General features: G+C 72.5%; 16 protein-coding genes. 5 read left to right on the forward strand and 11 right to left on the reverse strand.

Going from position 1 to position 17,074, the window contains the following annotated elements:
• Positions 1–66: 66 nt before the first annotated feature.
• Together ACWD6N_RS05345 and lysS are read right to left on the reverse strand one after the other, a co-directional pair.
• The gene (locus tag ACWD6N_RS05345) at positions 67–411 is read right to left on the reverse strand and encodes a histone-like nucleoid-structuring protein Lsr2 (protein WP_074318984.1); all 345 of its coding nucleotides are present in this window, start codon (positions 409–411) and stop codon (positions 67–69) included.
• 111 nt (positions 412–522) lie between these two features.
• A complete protein-coding gene (gene lysS, locus ACWD6N_RS05350) occupies positions 523–2,031 on the reverse strand; it encodes a lysine--tRNA ligase (RefSeq protein WP_387324267.1) in 1,509 nt (502 codons plus the stop codon).
• An 88-nt stretch (positions 2,032–2,119) separates the two neighbouring features.
• Here lysS and ACWD6N_RS05355 point away from each other — a divergent pair, with 88 nt between their 5' ends.
• Positions 2,120–2,860: a class I SAM-dependent methyltransferase gene (locus ACWD6N_RS05355; RefSeq protein ID WP_387324265.1), complete on the forward strand. Its 741-nt coding sequence runs from the start codon at positions 2,120–2,122 to the stop codon at positions 2,858–2,860.
• 13 nt (positions 2,861–2,873) lie between these two features.
• Here ACWD6N_RS05355 and ACWD6N_RS05360 read toward each other — a convergent pair whose 3' ends face one another.
• Positions 2,874–3,632, reverse strand: a complete 759-nt coding sequence (locus tag ACWD6N_RS05360) for a type III pantothenate kinase (RefSeq protein ID WP_354963448.1) — start codon at positions 3,630–3,632, stop codon at positions 2,874–2,876.
• A gap of 118 nt (positions 3,633–3,750) precedes the next feature.
• Here ACWD6N_RS05360 and ACWD6N_RS05365 point away from each other — a divergent pair, with 118 nt between their 5' ends.
• Positions 3,751–4,842, forward strand: coding sequence for a DUF5919 domain-containing protein (locus tag ACWD6N_RS05365; RefSeq protein WP_387324262.1), 1,092 nt, complete (start codon positions 3,751–3,753; stop codon positions 4,840–4,842).
• A 29-nt stretch (positions 4,843–4,871) separates the two neighbouring features.
• Here ACWD6N_RS05365 and nadC read toward each other — a convergent pair whose 3' ends face one another.
• The 7 genes from nadC to ACWD6N_RS05400 form a co-directional block, all read right to left on the reverse strand.
• Complete coding sequence (gene nadC, locus ACWD6N_RS05370; protein ID WP_450004521.1) at positions 4,872–5,768, reverse strand: carboxylating nicotinate-nucleotide diphosphorylase; 897 nt, start codon at positions 5,766–5,768, stop codon at positions 4,872–4,874.
• Between the two features lie 112 nt (positions 5,769–5,880).
• Positions 5,881–7,578, reverse strand: coding sequence for an L-aspartate oxidase (locus ACWD6N_RS05375; protein ID WP_387324257.1), 1,698 nt, complete (start codon positions 7,576–7,578; stop codon positions 5,881–5,883).
• A 108-nt stretch (positions 7,579–7,686) separates the two neighbouring features.
• Complete coding sequence (locus ACWD6N_RS05380) at positions 7,687–8,583, reverse strand: septum formation family protein (RefSeq protein ID WP_387324255.1); 897 nt, start codon at positions 8,581–8,583, stop codon at positions 7,687–7,689.
• Between the two features lie 93 nt (positions 8,584–8,676).
• Positions 8,677–9,105 (reverse strand): aspartate 1-decarboxylase, encoded by a 429-nt coding sequence (gene panD / locus ACWD6N_RS05385; RefSeq protein WP_387324253.1) that lies wholly within the window; start codon positions 9,103–9,105, stop codon positions 8,677–8,679.
• 41 nt (positions 9,106–9,146) lie between these two features.
• Positions 9,147–9,995 (reverse strand): pantoate--beta-alanine ligase, encoded by an 849-nt coding sequence (panC, locus tag ACWD6N_RS05390; RefSeq protein ID WP_387324250.1) that lies wholly within the window; start codon positions 9,993–9,995, stop codon positions 9,147–9,149.
• 55 nt (positions 9,996–10,050) lie between these two features.
• The gene (locus tag ACWD6N_RS05395) at positions 10,051–11,010 is read right to left on the reverse strand and encodes a Rossmann-like and DUF2520 domain-containing protein (protein WP_387324248.1); all 960 of its coding nucleotides are present in this window, start codon (positions 11,008–11,010) and stop codon (positions 10,051–10,053) included.
• Between the two features lie 188 nt (positions 11,011–11,198).
• Positions 11,199–11,789, reverse strand: a complete 591-nt coding sequence (locus tag ACWD6N_RS05400) for a TetR family transcriptional regulator (RefSeq protein WP_387324245.1) — start codon at positions 11,787–11,789, stop codon at positions 11,199–11,201.
• Positions 11,790–11,909: 120 nt separating this feature from the next.
• Between ACWD6N_RS05400 and ACWD6N_RS05405 the strand changes: the two genes are divergently transcribed.
• The 3 genes from ACWD6N_RS05405 to ACWD6N_RS05415 all read left to right on the forward strand — a co-directional run bounded on the left by ACWD6N_RS05405 (position 11,910) and on the right by ACWD6N_RS05415 (position 15,302).
• Positions 11,910–12,821, forward strand: a complete 912-nt coding sequence (locus ACWD6N_RS05405) for an SDR family oxidoreductase (RefSeq protein ID WP_387324243.1) — start codon at positions 11,910–11,912, stop codon at positions 12,819–12,821.
• Between the two features lie 133 nt (positions 12,822–12,954).
• Positions 12,955–14,118 carry an SAM-dependent methyltransferase gene (locus ACWD6N_RS05410; protein ID WP_387324240.1) on the forward strand — a complete coding sequence of 388 codons (1,164 nt, stop codon included), beginning with the start codon at positions 12,955–12,957 and terminating at the stop codon, positions 14,116–14,118.
• Positions 14,115–15,302 carry an NADH-quinone oxidoreductase subunit D gene (locus ACWD6N_RS05415; RefSeq protein WP_387324237.1) on the forward strand — a complete coding sequence of 396 codons (1,188 nt, stop codon included), beginning with the start codon at positions 14,115–14,117 and terminating at the stop codon, positions 15,300–15,302. The genes ACWD6N_RS05410 and ACWD6N_RS05415 overlap by 4 nt, the downstream gene beginning before the upstream one ends.
• 4 nt (positions 15,303–15,306) lie before the next feature.
• On the opposite strand, the gene ACWD6N_RS05420 is transcribed toward ACWD6N_RS05415, so the two are convergent.
• Positions 15,307–16,983 (reverse strand): hypothetical protein, encoded by a 1,677-nt coding sequence (locus ACWD6N_RS05420; RefSeq protein ID WP_387324234.1) that lies wholly within the window; start codon positions 16,981–16,983, stop codon positions 15,307–15,309.
• Positions 16,984–17,074: the final 91 nt, after the last annotated feature.

Genomic DNA, 17,074 nt, shown 5'->3' on the forward strand with positions numbered 1-17,074 from the left:
GGAGAATGCTCCGGCCCGGCGTCGGTGTCGCCCTGCGGCGGCCGCTGGCCACCAGACTGCTGAGGATCAGCGCTTCGCGTGGTACTCGTCGACGATCTCCTGCGGGATGCGCCCCCGGTCCGAGATGTCCTTGCCGGCCTTCTTGGCCCACTCCCGGATCGCCTTGTTCTGCTCCCGGTCGGCGGTCGCGCCGCCCCGGCCGCGGGCGGCCCGTCCTCCGATCACCACGCCGCCCCGGCCCACCTTGGTGCCGGCGCCCACGTAGGGAGCGAATACGTCGCGCAATTTCGCGGCGTTGGAACTCGACAGGTCGATCTCGTACTGAACGCCGTCGAGGGCGAACTTGACAGTCTCGTCCGCGTCCCCGCCGTCCAGGTCATCGACCAGCTTGTGAATGATCTGCTTGGCCACGTCCCACATTCCTTTCGAGCAGGGTGCTCCTGCTAACGAGAGCACAATAACCCCCGCGCCGCGCGCCCCGTCAATAGGATGCGGTATCGACGCGGCGCGAGGCGAGCCGGACTACTCCGGGCGGACCAACGGGAAGAGGATGGTTTCCCGAATTCCGAGCCCGGTCAGGGCCATCAACAGCCGGTCGATTCCCATTCCCATACCGCCGGCCGGCGGCATTCCGTACTCCATCGCCCGGAGAAAGTCCTCGTCGAGACGCATCGCCTCGTCGTCGCCACGGGCGGCGAGCTGCGCCTGGGCCACCAGCCGCTCCCGCTGCACCACCGGGTCGACCAGCTCCGAGTACGCGGTGCCCAGCTCGAACCCGAGCACGTAGAGGTCCCACTTCTCGGCCAGCCCCGGCTCGCTGCGGTGCGCACGGGTGAGCGGGCTGGTCTCCTCCGGGTAGTCCCGGATGAAGGTGGGCGCCTCCAGGCCGGGGACGACCAGCTCCTCGAACAGTTCCTCGGCCAGCTTGCCCGGGCCCCACTTCGGGTCCACGGCCAATCCCACCTTCTCCGCGTACTCCACGAGGCGGGACCGTTCGGTGCGGACCGTGACCTCCTCGCCAAGCGCCTCGGAAAGCACGCCGAACAGGGTCACCGACCGCCACTCACCGCCCAGGTCGAACTCCCGACCGTCGGCGTGGGTCACCACGGTCGAGCCGCTGACCGCGACCGCCGCCTGTTGCACGAGATTGCGGGTCAACTCGGCCATCGTGTCGTAGTCGCCGTACGCCTCGTACGTCTCCAGCATCGCGAACTCCGGTGAGTGCGAAGAGTCGACACCCTCATTACGGAAGTTGCGGTTGATCTCGAAGACACGGTCGACACCGCCGACCACCGCGCGCTTGAGAAACAGTTCCGGAGCGATTCGCAGATACAGGTCGGTGTTCAACGCATTGCTGTGGGTCACGAACGGTCGGGCCGCCGCGCCGCCGTGCAGCAGTTGCAACATCGGAGTTTCCACCTCGATGAAACCCTGCCCATGCAACGAATCGCGGATGCTGCGCACCGCCGCGGCCCGGGTACGGACCATCTGCCGGGCCTGCGGCCGGACGATCAGGTCGACGTAGCGCTGCCGGACCCGTGCCTCCTCGGAGAGGGGCTTGTGCGCCACTGGCAACGGCCGCAGCGCCTTGGCGGTCATGTCCCAACGGTCGGCCAGCACCGACAGCTCACCGCGGCGACTGGTGATCACCTCGCCGGCGACACCGACGTGGTCGCCGAGGTCGACCAGCCGCTTCCAGGCCTCCAGCCGCTCCGGCCCGACCCGGTCAAGCGAGAGCATCGCCTGCAACTCGGTGCCGTCGCCGTCGCGCAGCGTCGCGAAGCAGAGCTTGCCCGTGTTGCGTACGAAGATCACCCGTCCGGTTACCGAGACCTGGTCGCCGGTGGCGGTGTCGGTGGGCAGGTCGGCGTAGCGCCCACGGACCTCCGACAGGGTGGCGGTACGCGGGAATCCGACGGGGTAGGCCTCGATGCCGTCGGCGATCATCCGGTCCCGCTTCTCCCGGCGGACCTTCATCTGCTCGGGAAGGTCGTCGGCGGGGTCCACTGGCACGGCGTTCTGCTCGCTCACGGCACGCTTCCTCGTCACGGAGATACGGGGGGTCAGGCCCGAGCGTACTCAAGCCTCCTGGGGGTCGTTACCGGATAACCTGCGCCTCATGGTCGATCACACTCACGCCCTGTCCTTCGGTGCCGCGGCCAGCGACTATGACCGGTTTCGTCCCAGCTATCCCGTAGAGGCGGTGCGCTGGGCGCTCGACGGGCTGAGCGACGCCGCGCAGGTCGTCGACCTCGGGGCCGGCACCGGCATCCTGACCAGGGTCGTACGGGCACTCGGCCACCGGGTGCTGCCGGTGGAGCCCGACCCCGGCATGCGGGCCCAACTGGACTCCGCCACCCCCGACGTCACGGCCCTGGCCGGCAGCGCCGAGTCGATGCCGCTACCGGACGGCAGCGCCGACGCGGTGGTGGTCGGCCAGGCCTACCACTGGTTCGACAAGGAGCGCGCGCACGCCGAGGTCGCCCGCGTGCTGCGGCCGGGCGGGACGTTCGCCCCGATCTGGAACACCCGGGACGATCGCGTCGACTGGGTGGCCGAGCTGGGCCGGATCGCCCACATGGGCGACCACACCACCGACCTGACCGAGTCGGTGACCGACCTCGGCCCGGCCTTCGACGCGGTGGAGCTGGGCGTGTTCGAGCACCACACCACCCTCACCCCCGACGAAGTGGTCGGGATGAGTCACACCCGCTCCCACTACCTGACGGCGGATCGCCAGCAGCGGGCGACCGTCGACCGGGAGCTGCGGCAGCTACTCGCCGGCCATCCGGACCTGGCCGGACGGGAGAGCGTCGAGCTGCCGTACCGGACCGTGGTCTTCCGCGCCCGACGGCGCTGAACCCCCACCGGAGTCACAGGTTCCGGTCGTAGACCATCCGCAGCCCGATCAACGTGATCATCGGCTCGTGGTGGGTGATGCTGTGGCATTCGTTGATCACCAGCGCGGCGAGGCCGCCGGTGGCGATCACCGCCTTCACCTCGCCCAGCTCCTCGGTCATCCGCTCGACGATCCGGTCCACCTGCCCGGCGAAGCCGAAGTACAGGCCGGACTGGAGGCACTCCACGGTGTTCTTGCCGATCACCGAGCGGGGCTTGGTGGCCTCGACCTTGCGCAGCTGGGCGGCCCTGGCGGCCAGCGCGTCGAAGGAGATCTCGATGCCCGGGGCGAACGCCCCGCCGAGGAACTCGCCACGACCGCTGATCACGTCGAAGTTGGTGGTGGTGCCAAAGTCCACCACGATCGACGGCCCGCCGTAGAGCGTGTACGCGGCCAGCGTGTTCACCACCCGGTCGGCACCCACCTCCTTCGGGTTGTCGATCGCCAGCTGAACCCCGGTCCGCACACCGGGCTCGACGATCACGCTGGGCAGGTCGGCGTAGTAGCGGCCGAGCATGGTGCGCAGCGAGCGCAGCGCGGCCGGCACCGTGGAGCAGGCGGCCACGCCGGTGATCTCGACGTTGTCCCCGGCGAGCAGGCCCCGGAACATCAGGCCCAGCTCGTCCGCCGTCGAGCGGGCATCGGTCTTGATCCGCCAGGAATGCACCAGCTTGTCGCCGTCGAAGGTCGCCAGCACGGTGTTGGTGTTTCCGATGTCGATGCAGAGCAGCACGCACGAAGCCTAGACAACGACCGTACGGACGGGCGCGGACCGGCCGGCGGACCGTATCCTGGTCCCATCACGACATGAACATAGGTCGATCCACGGCGCGGCCGGACGGGGAGCGGACATGTCGGGGACGTGGTGGGTGCGCGGGCGCAACACCCTGCGCCGGCGCCGGCGGCACGTGCTGGTGCTGGTCGCGCTGGCCGGCGGCGCGATCTGGATGATCGTGCAGGCGTGGCAGGCGTCCCGACGGGAGACCGGCAGCTTCGCCGGGGACCTCTACCTCAACATCGGCGCCGCGCTGATCATGACGCTGCTGACCTACGTGGTGCTCAACCCGCTCTTCCGCGAACTCCAGACGGTCAGCATCATCGAGCATCCCCGGCTGGACCGGGATGCGCTGATCGAACGGGTCGCCCAGTGCCGGGAGACCGTGGCCATCCTGGAGACCTGGACCAGCATGCTCGAGGGCCCGTACGCGACCCGGTTCGTGGCCGCGCTGCGCTCCGCGCTCGCCAACGGCGCCACCGTCAAGGTGCTGCTGCTGGACCCGGACTCACCGGCGGTCCGGCTGCGCGGCGAGGAGCTGCGCCGGCGGGACGCCTCGGTGGCCATCCTCAACAACCTGTGGCACCTGGCCCGGCTCCGCGAGGAGCTGCCGGAGGCGGCCCGGGCCCGGCTCCAGGTCCGGGTCTACAGCGCCGCCCCTTCCGTGCAGATGTACCGCTGGGACGGCAAGGCGTTCATCTCGTTCTTCCCGGTGCAGGGCAGCACCTTCGACACCCAGCAGATCGAGGCGTTCGTCTCCACCCCGCTGGGCGAGTTCGTCGACGACCGGTTCGCCGAGCTGTGGGAGACCGCGCCCCTGGAGGACCTGGAGGCCTGCCTCAGCCTGCGGCTCTGCCTACGCCAGGCCGGACGGGACGTGGAGACCTGCGAGGCGCTCTACGTACGCTCCGACGGCGACTGGTACATCGCCGGCACCGACCTGGTGCGCAACGTCGCCCGACACGGGCTGGCCGGGCTGAGTGTGGTGCTGGACCGGCCCGAGGTGGCGGGCGAGGTCTTCGCCATCGGCGAGGCGGACGAGCTGGCGCCCGCGATCTACAACCGGGTGCTGGAGCTCTTCCGGGCCAAGTACGGGCTCGACGGCCGGCAGGACACCGAGAACCGGGTGATCTTCAATCTGGCCGCCACCTCACTGACCACCGTCTGAGGCCCGGCCCGCCGCCGGCCGCGTACCCGTCATTCGATCCGCAGGTCCATCGCGATGTCCAGGATGGGCGACGAGTGGGTCAGCGCGCCCACCGAGAGGAAGTCCACGCCGGTGGCCGCGTACCGGCCGGCCACCTCCAGGGTGAGCCCGCCGGTCGCCTCCAGCTCCGCCCGGTCACCCACCGCGGCCACCGCCTCGGCCAGCGTCTCCGGAGTCATGTTGTCGCAGAGCAGGAAGTCCGCGCCGGCGTCCACCGCCTCCAGCGCCTCGTCGACCGTGGTCACCTCGACCTGCACCGGCACCTCCGGGAACGCCTCCCGGACCCGCCGGTACGCCGCGGTGATGCCCCCGGCCGCGAGCTTGTGGTTGTCCTTGATCATGGCCACGTCATAGAGGCCCATCCGCTTGTTGGTGCCGCCGCCCGCCCGCACCGCGTACTTCTCCAGCGCCCGCAGGCCCGGCGTGGTCTTGCGGGTGTCCAGCACCATCGCCTTCGTGCCGGCCAGCGCGTCCGCCCAGGCACGGGTGTGGGTGGCCACCCCGGACATCCGGCAGAGCAGGTTGAGCGCCGTCCGCTCGGCGGTGAGCAGCAGCCGGGTCGGCCCGGTCACCGTCGCCAGCACATCGCCGCGGGCCACCCGCTCGCCGTCGCAGGCCACCTGCGACACCTCGACGGTACGGCCGAAGCCGGTCACCTCGCCGACCAGCTCGAACACGGCGGCGGCCACGCTCAGCCCGGCCACCACGCCGTCCGCGCGGGCCACCAGATCGGCGGTGTCGGTCTGCTCCGCCGGGATGGTGGCCACGCTGGTGACGTCGAGGAAGTCCGGCCCCAGATCCTCGACCAGCGCGGTCTCGATCACCGTCCGCACCTGCGCCGGGTCCAGGCCGCCCGCCCGCAACGCCCGCTGCGTCGACTCCGTCAATGCCATCTCCGTTCGCGACTGCGGGGCTCGCAACACCGGCTCACTCCTCGCGCTCACTGGGCCATCTCCGTTCGCGACTGCGGGGCTCGCAACACCGGCTCACTCCTCGCGCTCACTGTTGCCGTCCCTCCCACTGCTGCGTCAACCGACCCTGCGCCCCGACCGACCCGACCAGGTGGCCCAACCACCGCTCGTCGGCCGTCGGGAAGTCCTCCCGCCAGTGGCAACCCCGGGTCTCACCGCGCGCGTACGCTGCGGCCACCAACGTCGACGCCACGGTGAGCAGGTTCGTCGCCTCCCAGTCGGCCGTCCGCGGCCGACCTCGGGCGGTGCCCATCTCGGTCAGCGTCCCGGCCGTCTCGGCCAGCGTGGCAGCCGAACGGAGCACCCCGGCGCCCCGGGTCATCGCCCGTTGCAGGGCCGGCGTCGCCTCGGCCGGCAGCACCCAGCCCGCACCACCGCGCCACGCGCCGGTGTCCGCCGGTCGGACCTGCTCGGGCAGGCCCGCCGCGATGTCGTCGGCGATCCGCCGGGAGAAGACCAGACCCTCCAACAGCGAATTGCTGGCCAGGCGGTTCGCGCCGTGCACGCCCGTGCAGGCGACCTCGCCGCACGCGTACAGGCCGGGAATCGAGGTGCGGCCGAACAGATCGGTGCGGACACCGCCGGAGGCGTAGTGCGCGGCCGGGGCGACCGGGATCAGGTCCGTGGCCGGGTCGACACCGATCGCCAGGCAGGACGCCACGATGGTCGGGAACCGCCCGGCCAGGAACTCCCCGCCCAGGTGCCGGGCGTCGAGGAAGACGTGGTCCGCGCCGGTGGCGAGCAGCACCCGGTGGATGCCCTTGGCCACGACGTCCCGGGGAGCCAGCTCGGCCAGCTCGTGCTGGCCCACCATGAACCGCTTGCCGTCCCCGTCCACCAGGTACGCGCCCTCGCCGCGCAGCGCCTCGGAAACCAGCGGCTGCTGCGCGTGCCCGGCGCCGGGCACACCGGCACCGGGCGGCGTCATGAGGGCGGTCGGATGGAACTGGACGAACTCCACGTCGGTCACCGCCGCGCCCGCCCGCATCGCCAGCGCCACCCCGTCCCCGGTGGAGACCGCCGGGTTGGTGGTGGCCGCGAAGATCTGGCCCATCCCGCCGGTGGCCAGCACCACCGCCCGGGCCAGCAGCGCTCCGACGCCGTCCTCGCTGCCCTCGCCGAGCACATGCAGGGTGATCCCGCAGGCCCGGCCGAGCCCGTCCGGGCCGTCGCCGGGAGCGCGCAGCAGGTCCAGCACCAGGGCGTGCTCGACCAACCGGATCCACGGGTCCCGCTGAACCGCCGCGTGCAGCGCCCGCTGCACCTCGGCCCCGGTGGCGTCCCCGCCGGCGTGCACGATCCGGTCCGCCCGGTGCCCGCCCTCACGGGTCAGCATCAACGAGCCGTCCGGGTGGCGGTCGAACTCGGCGCCGATCCGGATCAGCTCCCGCAGTCGGACCGGGCCCTCCTCGACCAGCACCTGGACAGCCGCCGGGTCGCAGAGCCCGACGCCGGCGACCTCGGTGTCCGAGGCGTGCGCCGCCGGAGTGTCCCGCGGATCGAGGACCGCCGCGATGCCGCCCTGCGCCCACCGGGTCGAGCCGTCATCGATATTGACCTTGGTGACCACCGTGACGTGCAGGCCCGCCTCGCGCAGGTGCAGCGCCGCGGTCAACCCGGCGACCCCGGAACCCACCACGATCACGTCGGTGGTCTCCACCCAGCCTGGCGCGGGCGCGGCCAGCAACGGGGGCAGGGCCGGCAGGTCGACGGTCGGAAGGTCCATCCCCCCAGTCAACCCGAACCGTCCTCGTCCGGGGCGCCGGGGGCGGGACGAGTGGTATGGGCTACCCCGTCCCGCACCCACCGCGCCGCGCAGACCGGTGGGCCATGGTCACTTCGTCCGGACCGGCAGCCCCGCCGGGCCCGCGCTCCGCAGCGAGGCGGTCACCGTACGGTCGCTGAGCCACAGGTAGCAGCGGACCCCCCGGTCACCGACCCGCCAGCGCCCCGCACCCGGCGGGCGAACGACCACTCCGCTGCGGAACCGCAGCTCGGCGTCGTCCGGCACCCCCACATACCGGCCGAGGACGCTGCGACAACCCGTGTAGAGCGGAGCCCAGTCGGCATCCCGGGTCGGGTACGGCCGGTCCGGCGCTCGCCAGACCCCGACGAACTCGGCGTCGTGCCGAGCGCCGCACTCCACCGGGATCAGCGTCTGCACGCCCCGGCCGGCCCCGCCGCGGGTCTGCTGACAGCCCAGCCGCAGCCCGGAGGGCCCCTTCAACGCGTCCCGCAGGCTGCCCGACCGGACCACCACCGTGGCCGCCGCCTCCACCGTGGTCAGCTCGCTGAGGTCGCACCGGTACCAGCGGGATCCGGCCGCCCAGCCCGGCGCCGAGGGCAGCGCCACCGACAGCCGCAGCCGGCCCGCCCGCCAGTCGTCGCCCACATACCCGGTGGCCCGGGTGTCGCAGTCGGCGAACGCGCCACGCAGCTCCGCCGAGCCACCGGCCGGGGCGGTGGCCCGCTCGACCGGAAAAGCGCCGACGTGCACGGTCTCCAACCGGTGCGGGCCGGCGCAGTCCATCGGCTGGTAGCTGGCCAGGGTGACCACGTCGGTGAAGTCGGCGGCCTGACACACCCCGGCGACCGGGGTGAGCGCCGCCGCTGGCGGCAGGGCCGCCCAGTCATCGGTCAGATCATCGTCCAGGCCGCCGTCTCCGGCGCAGCCGACCAGCAGAACTGCCGTGGCGGCGGCGGCGAGCAGGGTCGTCATCGCACGGCGCATCGCGGCCTCCCCCAGCCACCGACCAGCTTCCGACGGCGTGACAAGGGTAACCGGAAATGACCTTCCGGTGACAGACCGGAATCGCCGCGCGGATCAGACGCTGGCCACGGCCAGCGGGCTCGGCACCGGGTCGCCGGCCGTGCCCGGAGCCGCCGCAGCCGGATCGGCGCCCAGCTCGACCACCCGGTTGTCGGCGTCCACGTGCACCACCCGCGGCCGGTACGACCGGGCCTCGGCGTCGTCCATCTGCCCGTACGAGATCAGGATGACCAGGTCACCAGGGTGCACCAGGTGCGCGGCCGCGCCGTTGATGCCGATCACGCCACTGCCCCGCTCGCCCGGGATGACGTACGTCTCCAGCCGGGCACCGTTGGTGATGTCCACGATCGCCACCTGCTCGCCGGGGAGCAGTTCGGCGGCGTCGAGCAGATCCTCGTCCACCGTCACCGAACCGACGTAGTGCAGGTCGGCCTGGGTCACCGTGGCGCGGTGGATCTTCGACTTGAGCATGGTCCGCAGCATCGGGATGGCCTTTCGCGAAAGTGGTGGAGGGTGCGGCCGGGTCAGGGGCGGGGAGCGAGGTGGATGGCCGCGTTGTCGATCAACCGCGTGGCGCCCACCCACGCGGCGATCACCAGCCGCGCCGGCCCGGACACCGGCCCCGGCTCCAGCTCCGGATCGGTGAGCACCAGGTAGTCGAGCCGGGCACCCGGCGTACCGGCGCCGAACGCGGCGTGCGCGGCGGTCAGCACCGCCCCCGCGTCCAGACCGGCATCGGCGGCCTGGGCACCGGCCCGCAGCGCGGCGGACAGGCTCAGCGCGGCGGCGCGCTCGGGCCCGCTCAGGTAGCGGTTACGGCTGGACAGCGCCAACCCGTCCGGCTCCCGGACGGTCGGCACACCGACCACCTCGACCGGCACGTCCAGATCCCGGGCCATCCGCCGGACCAGGGTGAGCTGCTGGTAGTCCTTCTCTCCGAAGAACGCCAGGTCCGGCTGGGTGAGCTGGAACAGCTTCAGCACCACGGTGAGCACCCCGTGGAAGAAGCCGGGCCGGCTCGCTCCCTCCAACTCCTCGCCGAGCGGGCCCGGGTCGAGCCGCACCCGGGGCTGGCCGTCCGGGTGCATCTCGGCCACCGACGGGACGAAGACCACGTCGGCGCCGGCCCGACGGCACACCTCGAGGTCCGCGTCCAGGGTCCGCGGATAGCGGTCGAAGTCCTCGTTCGGCCCGAACTGCAACGGGTTCACGAAGATCGTCACCAGCACGTGGTCGGCCCGGTCCCGCGCCGCGCGCAGCAGCGTCTCATGCCCGGAGTGCAGGGCACCCATGGTCATCACCACACCGACCGTGCCCTTCAGCCCGGCACGAGCCTCGGCCAGGTCGGCGCGGGTGTGCACAAGCTGCGTCATCGCGTCACCTCCGTCCAGCACTGCGAGGCTCGCAAGATCGGCTCACTCCTCGCGCTCACGCGTTCACCTGCCGGGTGGTGTCGGCGAGCACGCCGAGCAGCGACTGCGCGTCCACCGGCCGCAGCCGGCCGGCGGCGATCGCCCGGTCGGCGGTACGCCGGGCCAGCGCCAGGTACGCGGGAACGGACTCCGGGGCGGTCGCGGCCAACCGGGCCAGGTGCCGCTGGACCGTGCCCGCGTCGCCACGCGAGACCGGGCCGGTGAGCGCGTCGTCGCCGAGCCGCAGCGCGTTCTCCAGGGCCGCCCGCAGCAACGGGGCGAGCACCTTCTCCGGCCGGGCCACCCCGGCGTCGCGCAGCCGGTCGGTGGCCTCGTTCACCAGGGTCACCAGGTGGTTCGCGCCGTGGGCCAGCGCGGCGTGGTACAGCGGGCGGTCGGCCTCGCCCACCCACTCGGGCACTCCGCCGAGGTCGGCGACCAGTCGGGCGGCCAGGGGGCGCAACTCCGCCGGAGCGGTCACCCCGTACGAGATGCCGGCCAGCCGGGTCAGGTCGTCCGGCGTACCGGTGAAGGTCATCGCCGGGTGCAGGGCGAGCGGCCGGGCGCCCACCGCGACGGCCGGCGCCAGCACGGCCAGCCCGTGGGCGCCGGAGGTGTGCGCGACGATCTGGCCCGGGCGCAGTGCGCCCCGGTCGGCGAGGTCGGCCACCACACCGGCCAGCGCGTCGTCCGGCACCGCGAGCAGCAGCAGGTCGGTGGCGGCGTGGGCGACAGCGGAAACCGGGCGGCGGGGCACCTCCGGCAGCAGCAGGGCGAGCCGGGCACGGCTGGCTCCGGAGCCGCCGGTGACGGCGACCACCCGGTGGCCGGCGGCGGCGAGTGCGGCGCCCAGCACGGCACCGACCCGGCCGGCGCCAACGACACCGACGGTGAGCAGACGGGAGGTGGCGGGGGGAGCACCGAGAACGGCGGGCCCGTGAGGGGCGGCCGGACGCGGGCGCAGCGGTGCGCTCATGACGACGATCCAGTCCTCGAGAAGGGGTACCGGTCGATCGCAAGTATGCGCCCGCGTCACAGAGCCGAAACAGGATGTGTGAAAACGTTCACCACCGAAGAATGGGCCCCTTGTTAACGCCTCAAGGGCCCTTCCCAACCGGTGCGGGACCAGCGGCGGGGTGCATCACCCGGGCAGCGGGGTGGAGGTCACGGCCGACCACGGTCGGGGCATGGCCCCGGGGCCGACGTGATCGCGCGCAGCTCGGTGGCCACCTCGGCGATCAGGTCGGTGAGCGGGGCGTCGCTGTCGGGCGCGACCCAACGGGCGTACGCAACCCGGAAGACTGTGACACCCGACTCGGTGGCCAGGGTGGCCGTAGTCTCGCCGAGGCCCTTGGCACGCAGCGCGGTAATGACCGCGGCCACCATTGAGGTCCCTTTGCGCAGCTCACGCTCCTGGAGCTCGGGGCTGCTCGCAATGATGGACTGGCGCACCCGGACCAGCTCAAGGCGGTCGGCGAAGATTTCCTCCGCCACCCGACGGAAGGCGACGACGACCGCCTCGAAAGGGGCGGCGTCCGTCTCGGCCACCGCCTTGACCAGGACCTCCTCCAGGTGCCCGCCGCCGCTGAAGAGCGCCTCGCGCTTGTCGCCGAAGAGCCGGTAGAAGGTGCGTTTGTCGAGGCCGGCGCGGGCGGCGATGTCGGCGACCGTCGTCTGCTCGAACCCGCGTTCACGAAACAGCTCGAAGGCGGCCGCCTCCAGGCGGCCGCGCGCGTCCGGTTGCCAGCGGGCCATGTGGCGATGGTATCCGATGTCACACCGCGACATTATTTCGTCCGAGGGATGTCGCGCGGTGACATCGCGAGCTACGGTGATGTCGCCAAGTGACATCGGTACTCACACGAAGGAACCACCATGCGCGTATTCGTCACAGGTGCCTCCGGCCATCTCGGCTCTGCGGTCGTGCCGGAACTGCTCTCCGCCGGACACGACGTCGTCGGCCTGGCACGCTCAGACGCGTCCGCCGCCACGATCGAGAAGCTCGGCGCCCAGGCACGCCGCGGCGACCTGTCCGACCTCGACGTGCTTCGGGAAGAGGCGGCGGCCTCCGACGGGGTGATCCACCTGGCGTTCCGCCACGACCTCATGATCAACGGCGACCTGGCCGGTGCCGCCGCGGCCGATCTGGACGCCCTCAAGGCACTCGCCGACGGCTTGGATGGCTCCGGCAAACCCCTCGTCGGCACGACCGGAACGGCCATGCTCGCGATGGGCGGCATCGTCGGCCGCCCCGGCACCGAACGCGACACCTTCCCGAGCGGCGGCTACCGGATCGACGCGGAGAACTTCGTAGCCAATCTTGCCTCCCGCGGTGTGCGCTCCTCCATCGTCCGGCTCGCGCCCACCGTGCACAGCTCGCTCGACCACTACGGCTTCATCACCGCCATCATCGCGGCCGCCCGGCAGAACGGGTACGCCGCATATGTCGGCGAGGGCGCCAACCGGTGGCCGGCCGTGCACACGCTCGACGCGGCCGAGCTCTACCGGCTCGCCCTCGAAAGGGCCCCGGCCGGTGCGCGCCTGCACGGAGCCGCCGACGAGGGAGTCCCCTTCCAGCAGATCGCCGCTGCCATCGGCCGCAACCTCGACATCCCGGTCCGAAGCATCAGCGCCGATGAGGCGAACGACCACTTCGGCTTCCTCGGCTCGTTCGTGCAGCTGGACAATCCGACGTCGTCCGCGATCACGCGCGAACTGCTGGACTGGACCCCCTCCCACCCCCGCCTGATCGCCGACCTGAACGAAGGGCACTACTTCCAGGCATGAGCCGCGAACGGCGGCCCTGACTCCTGCCGGGACACCGGCAGTTCCTGTCCGGCACTCGGCCGGGTGCGCGGGTCGATCCGCCAGGTGACCGTAGGGTCGGCACGGTGACGCACCCCGAACCCGGACTGAGCTGATGTCGATGCTGTGGCGGGACGCGATGAGCCAGGCCCTCTACGGGCCGGACGGCTTCTTCGTCGCTGGCACCGGGCCGGCCGATCACTTCCGAACCAGCGTGCACGCCTCCCCGGCGTTCGCCAGCGCACTGCTACGCCTGATCGCAGAGGTGGACACAGCCCTGGGCCACCCTTCCCGCCTCTCCGTGGTCGACGTGGGCGCCGGGCGGGGCGAACTGCTTCTTACCCTGCTCAGGCTCGTCTCAGCCGGGGACGCCGTCGGGCTCGCGGTGGGGGTTTCCGGGGAGCCCACCCGCTCCGGGCGGTCAGGCTTGATCCCTCCGCAGGCGGGCTCCCCGGAAACCCTGACTCCCACGGCCGCCGTCCGTCCCTCTGGGGACGAGCCGTCGGCGGTCGCCGTTCGTCCGTCGCTCGCGGAACGCGTGCGGTTCACGGCAGTCGAGTTGGCGCCCCGTCCCGAGCACCTACCGGAGGAGATCGGGTGGGTGTCTGAGATTCCTGCTGGGATCAATGGGTTGCTGCTGGCAACCGAGTGGTTGGACAACGTTCCGCTGGACGTGGCGGTGCACACGACAGATGGCTGGCGATATGTGTTGGTCGATCCCGAGAGCGGTTCGGAAACTGTTGGCGAACTGGTCAGCCTCGATGATCTTGATTGGCTCACGACCTGGACGGACGCGACCAGCGCGAGCGAGTCGGGTTTCCGGGCAGAAATCGGAAGGACGCGGGACGAGGCGTGGGCGGACGCGGTGAGCAGGATCGAGCGGGGGATGGCGCTGGCCGTGGACTACGGACATCTGCGGGAGAGCCGGCCGGTCGACGGGACGTTGACCGGGTACCGGGCCGGGCGGCAGGTGCCTCCGGTGCCGGACGGTTCGAGTGATGTGACCGCGCACGTGGCCATGGACTCGGTCGCCTCCGCCGGTGCGGCGGTCGCTCGGTGTGCGTACTCCCTGGTCTCGCAGCGGGAGGCGCTGCGGGCGCTCGGGGCCGACGGCGGCCGACCGCCGCTGAGCCTGGCCGGCACCGACCCGGCGGGGTACGTGCGGGCGCTGGCCGCCGCGTCGGCGGTGGCCGAGCTGACTGACCCGGCCGGGCTCGGCGGGCACTGGTGGCTGCGCCAACCGGTCGGCATCCCGCTCGGTCCGGCCGTGGCACGATGACGGGCATGACCACCGACGCCGGGGACCTCCGTGAACTGACCGTCGGCACCGGGGCCGGCCTGGTCGCCGGCACCGGCGATCAGCAGCTCGGCACCGACATGGTGCTGAACATCGGCCCGCAGCACCCCTCCACCCACGGCGTGCTGCGGCTGAAGCTGGTACTCGACGGCGAGCGGGTGATCGCCTGCGAACCGATCATCGGCTACATGCACCGGGGGGCGGAAAAGCTCTTCGAGGTACGCGACTACCGGCAAATCATCGTGCTGGCCAACCGGCACGACTGGCTCTCGGCGTTCTCCAACGAGCTGGGTGTCGTGCTCGCGGTGGAGCGGCTGATGGGCATGGAGGTGCCCGAGCGGGCCACCTGGCTGCGGATGGCACTGGCCGAGCTGAACCGGGTGCTCAACCACCTGATGTTCCTCGGCTCCTACCCGCTGGAGATCGGCGCGATCACGCCGGTCTTCTACGCCTTCCGGGAGCGGGAGACCATCCAGGCGGTGATGGAGGAGGTCTCCGGCGGGCGGATCCACTACATGTTCAACCGGGTGGGCGGCCTCAAGGAGGAGGTGCCGTACGGCTGGACCGGCCGGGCCCGCGCGGCGATCGGCGAGGTACGCCGGCGGCTCCCCGACCTGGACCACCTGATCCGGCGCAACGAGATCTTCCTGGCCCGGACGGTGGGCGTGGGCGTGCTCTCCGCCGCGGACGCCGCCGCGTTCGGCGCGTCCGGGCCGGTGGCCCGGGCGTCCGGGCTCGACCTGGACCTACGCCGTGACGATCCCTACCTGGCCTACGACCAGCTGGACGTGCCGGTGGTCACCCGCACCGCCGGTGACTGCCACGCCCGTTTCGAGGTGCTGCTCGACCAGGTGTACGCCTCGCTGGACCTCGCCGAGCAGTGCCTGGACCGGGTGGACCGGCTGACCGGGCCGATCAACACCCGCCTCCCGAAGGTGCTCAAGGCGCCGGAGGGGCACACCTACGCCTGGACCGAGAACCCGCTCGGCATCAACGGCTACTACCTGGTGTCCCGGGGTGAGAAGACGCCCTGGCGGTTGAAGCTGCGCACCGCGTCGTACGCCAACGTGCAGGCACTGTCCACCCTGCTGCCCGGTTGCCTGGTGCCGGACCTGATCGCCATCCTCGGCTCGATGTTCTTCGTGGTCGGCGACATCGACAAGTGACCGGTCAGCGCCAGCGGTCGGTGGCCGGGGCGCCCCCGGCGCGCGGCACGTCGTCCTGCGGCGGGTAGCCGTACCGCTCGTCGACCCGGCGTCGGCCGGCCCGCTCCGGCGCGGGCTCCGCCTGGTGGCCCCGCTGGCGCGGCGGGCGCCACTCGTCCGGCACCGGCACGCCGCCCACCGGCAGCGCCGGCCGGTCCGCCGGCTCGTCCCGCCAACCGCCGTCGCGGTCGTGCTGGCGCGCCGGCTCGTCCCGCTGGTACGGCTCGCGCTCGTCGTACCGGCGCGGCTCGTCGTAGTGGCGCGCGTCCTCGTGCCGGCGGGACTCCTCGTGGCGGCGGGGCTCCTCGTGCCGGACGGAGGCCCAGCTGTCGGCCACCCGGTACTCGGCGCCCGTGGCGTCGGCGTGCACCTCGGCCCGGCGCTCCCCGACCCGCAACTCACGGCCGTTCTCGTCGTCCCGAACGGCGGCCCACCGGTCACCGGCCCGCAGCTGCGACCAGTACTCACCGGTGTCGTCGGCCCGCAGAGCCGGTCCGGGCTGCGCCGCGGCCGTCGCCCGGTCGGGTTCCCGCTGCTCCGACCAGCCGCGGTCGTCGGGGCCCGCCCACGAATCCGGCTGCGACCGGTCCGCGACGGGCTGCGGCCGGGCCCCCCAGCCGGACTCGTCGGGCTGGGGGTACGCGTCGCGCGGATCGGTCCACTCCGGCTCGTCGCGGCGGGCCGTCCAGCCGGGCTCACCCCGGGTCGCGGGCTGCGCGCCCCGGGAACGCTCCTCCGCGCCGCCGCCCCGGGTCCACTCCTGCGCCGGCGGGGTCCACTGCCCGGCGTACCCGCCGCCGTACCGCGCACCCGGCTCGGCCGGGCCGCCGTCCACCACGGTGTGCCGGGTGGTGACGTGCACGGTCTCGGTGTGCCGCACCACCCCGACCGGACGGCGCCCCGACTCGGGGCGGTCGTGCTCACGAGGGCGGGGCACGGAGCCGTACCCGGCGGCGGCCGGCCGTTCCGGGCCGTACCCGGCGGCCGGTCGTTCCGCGCCGTACAGCCCGGCGGCCGGCGGCTCGGCACCGGCGTCGGGGGCCTCCCGGTGGTACGCCGGCTCATCATCGTCCGCGTGCTCGGGGCGACCCCACCGGGCACCGGCGTCCTCCGGGGGCGACACCCGACCCCGGCCCGCCGGGACGCCGCCGGGCACCGGCACGCGGCTGCGGGCGACCGGGACATCGTCGACCGGCTCGCCGGCCGATACCCGGGCCCGGCCGGCGCCCGCCGGTTCGGCGGCGGCGGGGACGCCGCCGGCGAGCGCAGCGCCGCTGGCGTCGAGGCGGCGGCGGACGGCGACGACACCCTCCTGGGCCCGGTGTGCCTGGTCGAGCGCCTGGTTACCGCGCTGCGCGGCGGCGACGATCTCGGCGCGCAGCTCCCGGCGGAGTTCCTCGATTTCGTCCAGCAGCTCATCGGCTCGCGCCGAGGCGTCCTCACCGTCGGGCCGCAGCGCGATGGACAGGCCGATCAGCACCACCGCCAGGATGGCGAGCACCGCCGCGAAGCGCAGCGGGCCGTTGCCGTCGGCGACCAGCAGGATCAGCGCCGCCACCGGAGCTAGGCCCACACCGGCCCAGAAGAGCAGGGTGAGCAGCGGCGGTTGACGCCGGGCATCGGGGGCGACCGGGGCTGGCATGGCTGTGCAGCCTACCGAGGATCCCCGCTCAGGGGAACGGACCTGAACACCCCTCGGGGAACTTGACCTGGCCATCCATCGCCGCATCTAC

Source organism: Micromonospora sp. NPDC005163, assembly GCF_053599835.1.